The organism is Ruegeria sp. (genome assembly GCF_965221235.1).
Taxonomy (GTDB): domain Bacteria; phylum Pseudomonadota; class Alphaproteobacteria; order Rhodobacterales; family Rhodobacteraceae; genus Ruegeria.
Genome location: NZ_CBDCRS010000003.1, coordinates 582,627 through 592,086 on the forward strand (window position 1 = coordinate 582,627; position 9,460 = coordinate 592,086).

9 protein-coding genes and 2 pseudogenes are annotated in these 9,460 nt (G+C 58.4%); 8 read left to right on the plus strand and 3 right to left on the minus strand.

All coding sequences use genetic code 11. The features are described from left to right. The first annotated feature begins 8 nt into the window (after positions 1–8). From ACOQOY_RS03015 to ACOQOY_RS03050, 8 genes and pseudogenes are all read left to right on the plus strand, one after another. The gene (locus ACOQOY_RS03015) at positions 9–932 is read left to right on the plus strand and encodes a carbohydrate ABC transporter permease (protein WP_420584006.1); all 924 of its coding nucleotides are present in this window, start codon (positions 9–11) and stop codon (positions 930–932) included. Position 933: 1 nt separating this feature from the next. Next, positions 934–1,782, plus strand: coding sequence for a carbohydrate ABC transporter permease (locus ACOQOY_RS03020; RefSeq protein WP_420584007.1), 849 nt, complete (start codon positions 934–936; stop codon positions 1,780–1,782). A 23-nt stretch (positions 1,783–1,805) separates the two neighbouring features. Continuing rightward, the gene (locus ACOQOY_RS03025; RefSeq protein WP_420584008.1) at positions 1,806–3,146 is read left to right on the plus strand and encodes an alpha-glucosidase/alpha-galactosidase; all 1,341 of its coding nucleotides are present in this window, start codon (positions 1,806–1,808) and stop codon (positions 3,144–3,146) included. A gap of 25 nt (positions 3,147–3,171) precedes the next feature. Beyond that, positions 3,172–4,881: an IlvD/Edd family dehydratase gene (locus ACOQOY_RS03030; protein ID WP_420584009.1), complete on the plus strand. Its 1,710-nt coding sequence runs from the start codon at positions 3,172–3,174 to the stop codon at positions 4,879–4,881. Beyond that, positions 4,881–5,645 (plus strand): SDR family NAD(P)-dependent oxidoreductase, encoded by a 765-nt coding sequence (locus ACOQOY_RS03035; RefSeq protein WP_420584010.1) that lies wholly within the window; start codon positions 4,881–4,883, stop codon positions 5,643–5,645. Before ACOQOY_RS03030 ends, ACOQOY_RS03035 begins: the two co-directional genes overlap by 1 nt. Before the next feature lie 4 nt (positions 5,646–5,649). Continuing rightward, positions 5,650–6,543: a 2-dehydro-3-deoxygalactonokinase gene (locus tag ACOQOY_RS03040; RefSeq protein WP_420584011.1), complete on the plus strand. Its 894-nt coding sequence runs from the start codon at positions 5,650–5,652 to the stop codon at positions 6,541–6,543. After that, positions 6,540–7,145, plus strand: a complete 606-nt coding sequence (locus tag ACOQOY_RS03045) for a 2-dehydro-3-deoxy-6-phosphogalactonate aldolase (RefSeq protein ID WP_420584012.1) — start codon at positions 6,540–6,542, stop codon at positions 7,143–7,145. Before ACOQOY_RS03040 ends, ACOQOY_RS03045 begins: the two co-directional genes overlap by 4 nt. Next, positions 7,142–7,630, plus strand: a pseudogene (locus tag ACOQOY_RS03050) (SMP-30/gluconolactonase/LRE family protein); the annotation flags it as partial. The gene ACOQOY_RS03045 and the pseudogene ACOQOY_RS03050, both read left to right, overlap by 4 nt. Positions 7,631–7,650: 20 nt before the next feature. On the opposite strand, the gene ACOQOY_RS03055 reads toward ACOQOY_RS03050, so the two are convergent. From ACOQOY_RS03055 to ACOQOY_RS03065, 3 genes and pseudogenes are all read right to left on the minus strand, one after another. Beyond that, positions 7,651–8,532 carry an IS982 family transposase gene (locus ACOQOY_RS03055; RefSeq protein ID WP_420584028.1) on the minus strand — a complete coding sequence of 294 codons (882 nt, stop codon included), beginning with the start codon at positions 8,530–8,532 and terminating at the stop codon, positions 7,651–7,653. A gap of 102 nt (positions 8,533–8,634) precedes the next feature. Further along, positions 8,635–9,045: pseudogene (locus ACOQOY_RS03060) on the minus strand (transposase); the annotation flags it as partial. 3 nt (positions 9,046–9,048) lie between these two features. After that, positions 9,049–9,460 (minus strand): IS1595 family transposase (locus ACOQOY_RS03065; RefSeq protein WP_420584013.1); only part of this gene is annotated, 412 nt, incomplete at its 5' end.

Below are 9,460 nucleotides of genomic sequence, written 5' to 3' on the forward strand. Positions count from 1 at the left end.
GTATCCGCATGTCAGCCGTAGACGTCCCCGAACAGGAAAGCTGGTTCCACCGAAACCAACAACGCATCGCGCCGTGGCTGTTTCTGGCCCCCGGCCTGCTGTTCTTCATGGTCTATGTGATCATCCCGGTGTTCCAATCCTTCAACCTCTCTCTCTACGAATGGGACGGTTTAGGCGCAGCCGAATATGTGGGATTTCGAAACTACGAAGACCTCTACTGGGAATGGGTCGACCGGGACGCTTTCTACATCTCGCTGAAAAACAACCTGATCTGGTTGATCATGTATCTGCTGGCGATCCCGGCGGGGCTGTTTATTGCGCTGTTTCTGAACCAGACAGTCTGGGGCATCCGCCTCTATAAGTCGCTGTTCTTCTTTCCCTTCGTGATCTCGCAGGTCGTTGTCGGGCTTGTGTTTACATGGTTCTATGACCCCACCTTCGGCCTGCTGAACGAATTTCTCAGCCTCTTTGGCATGGGTCCGTTGAATGTGCTCGGAGATGAACGGTTTGTCACCTACGGCATCATCTTTGCCGGTCTCTGGCCTCAAACCGCCTATTGCATGATCCTCTACCTCACCGGCCTGAACGCTGTTGACCCCGAACAGATCGAGGCCGGACGTCTGGATGGCGCAAAAGGCGCTCGGATGTTGTGGCACATCATCCTACCGCAACTGCGCCCCGCCACCTTCATCGCTTTCGTCGTCACCATCATCGGCGCGCTGCGCAGCTTCGACCTGATCTCGATCATGACCCAGGGCGGCCCCTTCGGCTCGTCCCGCGTGCTGGCCTATTACATGTTCGAGGTCGCTCTGTCCGAATACGGCTTCCGCATGGGATATGGCGCGGCCATCGCCGTCATCCTGTTCCTGATCATGCTCTGCTTCATCGCCTACTTCCTGTGGTCGATGTATCGCGAAGAAAGGGGGCATTGAGATGTTTCCCAAACCCATCGAAAAACAATCCCGCACGGCACAGATCAGCTATCAGGCCATGCTCCCTCTGGCTTTGCTGTTGTGGCTGGGGCCACTGCTGGCGGTTGCCCTGTTCTCGGTCAAACCAGCAGCAGACTTCACCAACGCAAACTACTGGGGCATGCCCTCCAGCTTTGAGGGCGCGTTCAACTACGGGCAGGTCTTCTTCAACTCGGACATGCCGCGTTACCTGCTGAATTCATTCCTGATCACCATCCCCACGGTGATCGGATGCGTCGCGCTCAGCTGCATGACCGGGTTTGCACTCGGGATTTACAAATTCCGCTCGAACCTCTGGATTTTCTTCCTGTTCGTCGCGGGCAATTTCGTACCCTTCCAGATCCTGATGGTGCCGGTGCGCGACCTGACCCTGCAATTGGGCCTCTACAACACCAAAACCGGCCTTGTTCTGTTCCACATCGCGTTCCAGACCGGATTCTGCACCCTGTTCATGCGAAACTTCATCCGCGCGCTTCCGTTTGAACTTATCGAGGCCGCACGGGTCGAAGGTATCAGCGAATGGCGTATCTTCTGGTACGTGGTGCTGCCGCTGATGAAACCCGCGATTGCCGCGCTCAGCGTGCTGATCTTTACCTTCATCTGGAACGATTACTTCTGGGCCGTCGTGCTGACCCAAGGCGCGGAAAGCCAGCCCGTTACCGCAGGTATCACCAGTTTCAATGCCCAATTCCGGGCCGCCTATCAATTGATGAGTGCCGGCTCCATCGTCGCGGCCTTGCCGCCGGTGGCCATGTTCTTCCTGATGCAGAAACACTTCATCGCGGGCCTGACCCTCGGTGCCGTAAAATAACGTCAAACCAGAGGTTTGTCTCAATGACCAAGATCGCCTTTATTGGTGCGGGTTCCACGATTTTCATGCAGAACATCGTGGGCGATGCCCTGTTAACCCCTGCGCTGGCCGACAGCCATTTCGCGCTGATGGATATCGACGCCCAGCGTCTGGCCGAAAGCGAAACCGTGGCGCGCGCCATGATCCGCTCGGTCGGTTCCGGCGCGCGTGTGACCACGCATACCGATCGCCGTGCCGCTTTGGACGGGGCGGATTTCGTCATCACTGCCTTCCAGATCGGCGGGTATGAGCCCTGTACGGTCACCGATTTCGAGATTCCCAAACAGTACGGCCTGCGCCAGACCATCGCCGACACGCTTGGGGTCGGTGGTATTATGCGCGGGCTGCGCACAGTTCCGGTTCTGTGGGACGTGGCGCGCGATATGATGCAGCTCTGCCCCAACGCGACTCTGCTGCAATACGTCAACCCGATGGCGATCAACACCTGGGCGCTGGCCGAGCAATTCCCGACTCTGAAGCATGTGGGTCTCTGCCATTCCGTCCAGAACACGGTTGAGGAATTGGCCCATGATCTCGACCTGCCCAAGGATGAATTCCGCTACAAGGTGGCAGGCGTCAACCATGTCGCCTTCTTCCTGAAACTGGAACATCAGGGCCGTGACCTCTATCCCGTCCTGCGGCAAGGCTATGCCAGCGGCCAAATCCCCAAAGCCCCACTGCTGATGCCGCGCTGCCCCAACAAGGTGCGGTATGAAGTTATGGATCATCTGGGCTATTTCTGCACCGAAAGCTCAGAACATCTGGCCGAATACGTCCCGTGGTTCATAAAGGATGGGCGCGCGGACCTGATTGAGCAATTCTCGATCCCGCTGGATGAATACCCCACCCGCTGCGTCGAGCAGGTCGAAAACTGGAAAGAACAGGCCAAGACCCTGACTGACGGTCGGGATATCGAAGTAACCCGCAGCCACGAGTTCGCCGCCGACCTGATGAACGCCATCGTCACCGACACGCCCTATGTCGCTTATGGCAACCTGCCGAACACCGGCCAAATCCCGCAACTGCCTTTGGGTGCCGCGGTCGAGACACCCTGTCTGGTCGATAGCAACGGCGTGCAGCCCTCGGTCGTCACCGACATCCCGCCGCAACTGATCGCGCTGATGCGAAGCCAGATCAACGTGCAGGAACTAACGGTGCGCGCGCTGCTCGATCAGAACCCGGAATACATCTATCACGCCGCCATGATGGACCCGCACACCGCTGCGGAATTGGACCTGCGCCAGATCCGCAACCTTATTGACGATCTGCTGATTGCACATACCGACTGGCTGCCGGACTGGTGCAAGCCCGCCAAGGCCGCCTGACCCCAAGACTAGAAGGCTGACAACAATGACTAAGAAACGCCGCTCATCGCATTGGTATGGAAAGCTCGACAAAGACGGGTTCATCCATCGCTCGTGGATGAAGAACCAGGGCTTTCCCGACCACGCCTTTGATGGGCGTCCGATCATCGGCATCTGCAACACATGGTCGGAACTGACTCCGTGCAACTCGGGCCTGCGCGATCTGGCCGAAGGGGTCAAACGCGGTGTTTGGGAGGCCGGAGGCTTTCCGGTTGAGTTCCCCGTCATGTCACTGGGCGAGACTCAAATGAAGCCCACCGCCATGCTGTTCCGCAACCTTCTGGCAATGGATGTCGAGGAGTCGATCCGCGCCTATGGCATCGACGGGGTTGTCCTGCTGGGCGGATGTGACAAGACCACGCCGGGGCAGCTGATGGGCGCGGCCTCTGTCGATCTGCCCTCCATCGTCGTCAGTTCTGGCCCGATGCTGAACGGCAAATATCGCGGTCAGGATATCGGTTCGGGCACTGACGTGTGGAAGTTCTCTGAAGCCGTCAGGGCCGGAGAGATGACCTTGCAAGACTTCATGAACGCCGAATCCGGCATGTCGCGCAGTGCTGGCGTCTGCATGACCATGGGCACGGCCTCGACGATGGCTTCGCTGGTCGAGGCGATGGGCATGTCCCTGCCCACCAATGCCGCCCTGCCCGCCGTCGATGCACGCCGGATGGCGCTGGCACATCTGACCGGCAAGCGGATTGTCGAGATGGTGGACGAAGACCTCAAGCCGTCGGACATCCTGACCAAAGAGGCGTTCGAGAACGCCATCCTCGCCAATGCTGCCGTGGGAGGCTCGACCAACGCGGTCGTTCACCTATTGGCGCTGGCTGGCCGCGTGGGCGTGGACCTAACGCTGAAAGATTTCGAAATCGGGTCTGAAATCCCGCTGCTGGTGAACTGCATGCCCTCGGGCAAATACCTGATGGAAGACTTCTGCTATGCTGGCGGTGTACCGGTGGTGCTGAATGAACTCAAACCCTTCCTCCGCCCGGCCAAGACGGTGCTGAACAAGGATATCTCGGCCCACTACGAAGGGGCTGAATGCTTCAATACAGACGTCATCCGCCCCCTCAACGATCCGGTCAAACCAGCTGCAGGTCTACGCGTTCTGCGCGGAAACCTCGCGCCAAACGGGGCCATTGTGAAGCCTTCGGCGGCGACGGATGCATTGCTTGAGACTGAGGGCGAGGCGTTCGTTTTCGAGAATATCGAAGACCTCAAAGCCAATATTGACCGAGATGATCTGCCGGTAACACCCGAGACCATTCTGGTGCTCAAAGGCTGTGGCCCAAAGGGCTATCCCGGTATGCCCGAAGTCGGCAACATGCCGATCCCGGCACGGCTGGTTAAAGAGGGCGTCCGCGACATGATCCGTATCTCCGACGCGCGCATGTCCGGCACCGCCTATGGCACGGTCATCCTGCATGTCAGCCCCGAAGCACAGGCTGGCGGCACCTTGGCATTAGTGAAAACCGGCGACCGCATTCGCATTTCAGCCAGCAAGGGCGAGATGGAACTGCTTGTCGATGAAACCGAACTGGACGCCCGCCGTGCCGAATGGCAACCGGACGATCCGCATTACACGCGCGGCTACGCGAAACTCTATATCGACCACGTGCTGCAAGCGGATAAGGGCGCTGACCTTGATTTCCTTGTTGGCAAAGACACCCGCCTTGTGACCAGAGAGAGCCACTGATGTCCCAACCCGCCACATTCCATGACCTGAACGGGGCGTCCATCTATATCACCGGCGGCGGCTCTGGCGTCGGTGCGGCCCTGACCGATGGCTTTTTGGCACAGGGGGCGAATGTCGCCTTCATCGGCCGCTCGGACGCCAGTGAATTCGTTGAAGAAATGCGCGAAAAACACGGCCGCGCGCCCCTGTTCATGCAGGGCGACATGACCGACACTGAGTTGCTGCACGCCACCATGCAGAAGGCCGCCGAGGCGCATGGCCCCCTGAACGTGCTGGTCAACAACGCCGCCAATGACAAACGCCACTCGCTGGAAGAAACCACCACCGAGTTCTGGGACTGGATGATCGAGGTAAACCTCAAAGCCTATTATTTTGCCTGTCAGGAAGCAGCACGGCAGATGAAGCAGGGCGGCTCGATCATCAATTTCAGCTCGATCAGCTACATGATGGGCAATGCGGGTTATCCGATCTACACGACGTCGAATGCTGGCATTACCGGCATGACCCGATCTCTGGCGCGTGAATTGGGGCCGCGGAACATCCGTGTCAACGCGCTGGCTCCGGGATGGGTGCTGACTCAGAAACAGCTGGATATGTGGGCGACGCCCGAGGATCTGGCGGCGCATCTGAACCGCCAGTGCCTGAAAGAACATCTGACGCCCGAAGACATGATTGCACCCACCTTGTTTTTGGCGTCAAACGCCAGCCGGGCCATGACGGGCCAGTGTATGGCCGTTGATGGCGGCGTGGTCGTAACGGGGTAGAGCCATGAAACCAGAATGGATTGCTGTTGATTGGGGAACGTCTCACCTGAGGGTCTGGGCGATGCAGGGAGACGCCGCGCTGGATCAGGCGCAATCGGACAAAGGCATGGCGCGCGTGGGCCGAGACGGATTCCAGACGGCCCTGCTGGAGCTGATCGAAGGATGGCTGGGCAACACACCAGTCGATGTCATCGCTTGCGGTATGGTCGGCGCGCGCCAGGGCTGGGTCGAGGCCCCCTATTCTGCTGTTCCGTGTCCGCCTACGCCGGTCGCGCCTTTCCGCGTACCGGGAACAGACTCACGCATCCGCGCCTTTGTTGTGCCGGGGTTAAAACAGACGACCCCTCCGGACGTCATGCGCGGCGAAGAAACCCAGATCGCGGGTTTTCTGGCCCATCGCTCAAACTGGGACGGGGTGATTTGCCTGCCCGGCACACACACGAAATGGGTACAGGTCAGCGCTAACGAAGTGATCAGCTTCCGCACCTTCATGACTGGTGAAATGTTCGATCTGCTGAGCGGGCAATCGGTGCTACAGCATTCGGTCGGCGACGGATGGGACGATGCCGCCTTTGCCGAGGCTGCGGCAGATGTCCTGTCCAAACCGGAACAACTGGCCGCGCGGCTCTTTGGCCTGCGCGCCGCTGATTTGCTGCAAGGGCAGGATGGCGCTACCGCAAAGGCGCAGCTGTCGGGCTTTCTGATCGGTGCGGAGTTGGCGGCCACGCGGCCCTATTGGCTGGGTCAACAACTGGCGATCATCGGGGCCAAGGGCCTGTCCGACATCTACGCCAAAGCCCTGCAACACCAAGGCGCTTTCGTGGAAACCGCCAACAGCACGGAATGCACTCTGGCTGGCCTGCGCCATGCCCACAACCAAACGAGACAAACTGCATGAGCCGACCCATCATCGCAATTCTGCGTGGCCTGAAATCATCTGATGCGAAAGCCACCGGGCAAGCCCTGATCGACGCAGGCATCGACAAGATCGAAGTGCCGATGAATTCGCCGGACCCTTTGGAGTCAATTGGCATCATGACCCGCGAATTCGGCGATCGCGCCCTGATCGGTGCAGGCACCGTTCTGACGACCGAGCAGGTCGATGCGGTCTCTGGCGTAGGCGGCAGGCTGATCGTCTCACCGAATTGCGACACTCAGGTGATCGCGCATACCCATCGCCTGGGACTGGAAAGCTGGCCCGGCATCTTCACCCCGACTGAAGCTTTTGCAGCGCTCAAAGCCGGGGCAACCGGATTAAAGCTGTTCCCCGGTGTTCTGGCTGGCCCCGCTGGGCTGTCGGCCTTGCGCGCGGTATTGCCCACCGGCACTCAGGTTTATGCCGTCGGCGGCGCAGGTCCCGAGAATTTCGGCGAATGGATCAAAGCCAGCGCCGACGGGTTCGGCATCGGGTCTGCGCTGTTCAAACCCGGCATGGCTGTTTCCGAAGTCGCGCGGCGTGCCGCACAGATCGTCGCCGCCTATGATGAGGCCGCCGGATGAGCGCCATCTACGACGACCGCCCCTGCGCGTTGGGCGAAGGGCCGCTGTGGCACCCCGAGCGGCGGCAGCTTTTCTGGTTCGACATTCTGGGCAAGAGCCTGATGACCCAGGAAAACGGCGAACCGCGCAGCTGGCAGTTCGATGAGCTTGTCTCGGCTGCGGGTTGGGTTGACCGGGATACGCTGTTGGTAGCCTCTGAAAGCGGGCTTTGGCGGTTTAGTCTCAAGACTGAACAGAAAGACCTGATCGCCCCTTTGGAAGCCGACAATCCAATCACCCGCTCGAATGACGGGCGCGCGGATTCTTGGGGCGGTTTCTGGATCGGAACGATGGGTAAAAGCGCCGAACCCGGCGCGGGGGCGATCTATCGGTATTGGCAGGGTGAGTTGCGGCAACTGGTACCGAATGTCTCCATCTCGAACGCGATCTGTTTCGCGCCGGACCGCTCCTGCGCCTACTACACGGATACGGCAACCAAACAAGTTAACCCGAATTCCGGATAAGGTCATGTCACGTTGGGAATGCTTCGAATGACGTCTGGGACGACAACTTTCCCCATTTTGACCTTCGGCTGCGCCAGAACGTAGGCCACAACGCAGGAGAGCACGTGAACGAAGGCATTGGTTGGTGATCGGTGCCGCGTGTGTTCCAATCCCATGCCAGACTTGAGCTTGTCGAACAGGGTTTCGATGATGAACCTTTTGCGCAGCAGGATCTTGTCCAAGAGCGGCAGCAGGTAGTTTTTCATGTTGCGGCGAATGCCGGTGATCAGATGCAGGCCGCGCTGCCACAAACGCCGAAAAAGCGCTTTTGATATGTAGCCTTTGTCGGCGAACATTTTGCCGTCCAGTTCGGCAACCATAGCCTCAAACGGCTTGCGATCATCGGTGTTTCCGGCTGTGATCTTCACAGCCATAACTGGGCCCTTGCTATTGATGACCATGTGCAGCTTGAAGCCGAAGAACCAGCCCATGGTGCTACGCCCGCGTTTGGCCAGTCCTTTGAACACCTTGTTGCGGCTGATCCGGGCGTTATGGCAAACCGCCAGCTTGGTGCTGTCGGCAAAATAGAGTCCGGTCTCTTCTCCACGGAAACAATGCAGCAGCACGCAAAATGGCACGAGCAGGCGTGGCATCAGTGTGACGAACCGGCCATAGCTTGGCAAATCGCCAAAGCAGTCCCGGTATTCGATCTCCACCCCATAAAGCCAGAAATGCTTGAAATCCTTGTAAGCTGAGCCGTGAAACAGAACCATGATGAACAACATCTCGCTGAGCGAGAGTTTCCCGGACCGCAGCCGCTGGCGGCCTGTGTCGATCAGGCGATGCTTTTCCCAATCTTCGAAGGTTTTTGCAAAATCATCGATACAGCAAAACAAAGCAGTGATAGAGGTGTTCACGAGGGGCATTCCTATCCGTTGGTTTCGGTTACGGATAATGAATCAGGCCACGCCAGATTTGGGAATCCCCTCACCCTCGCTTAAGCAGAATCGGGGTTTGTTAGGTCGCTTGACTATTTCCAGTGTCCACTCATCACCCATGGCTTGTCGGAGCTTATCCCCCGCATACCCACCATCGGCGAAAATATGGAGCAAACAAGGGAATTTTTTGCCGACCGCTTTGAGCAGATCGGGAGCGCCGTCACGGTCCTGGATGTTGGCGGCATGAACGATGATAATCAGCAGAAGCCCAAGGACGTCCGTCACAATATGACGCTTGCGCCCCTTGGTCTTTTTGCCGGCGTCATATCCGCAAATGCCTCCACTTTCTGTAGTTTTCACACTTTGGCTATCAATCACACCCGCCGTAGGCTCGGCAGCGCGGCCCTCCAATTCACGAGCGGCAGCAACCAGCAAATCACTCATTGCCGCCAGCAAGCCCGCGTTCCGCCAATTATAGAAGGCTCAGTTCGCAAATTGTGTGCATGAGGTCCCAATCGCGGTCGCGAGACAGGATCTGGCCGATGATTTCAGCAGGTCACACCGTTCGAACCATCGCAGGTAGTTTTCGAGGTATTTGCTCGAAACGCCGCGATAGCGGCGCAGGAAGTCCTTCAACCCACTGTGCCGATTGTTGGCTGTTTGTATGTGAGCCACCCCACGCACCCGTTCACCGGCGGACTGGTTCAATGCTTCGTGTCTGACCCCAAGTGACTTGGCGCAGGGCGGGTAAACGTTGTTTCCATCAGTGACCAGAAGGATGTCATCATCAATCCGGGGTTCCAGAACGCTGTGTATGCTGTCAGCTGTGACAGATGGAAGGACGGAACACGCCGTTGTGCCGCCTCGGTCCACGGCAACCAATATCGGAACCTGT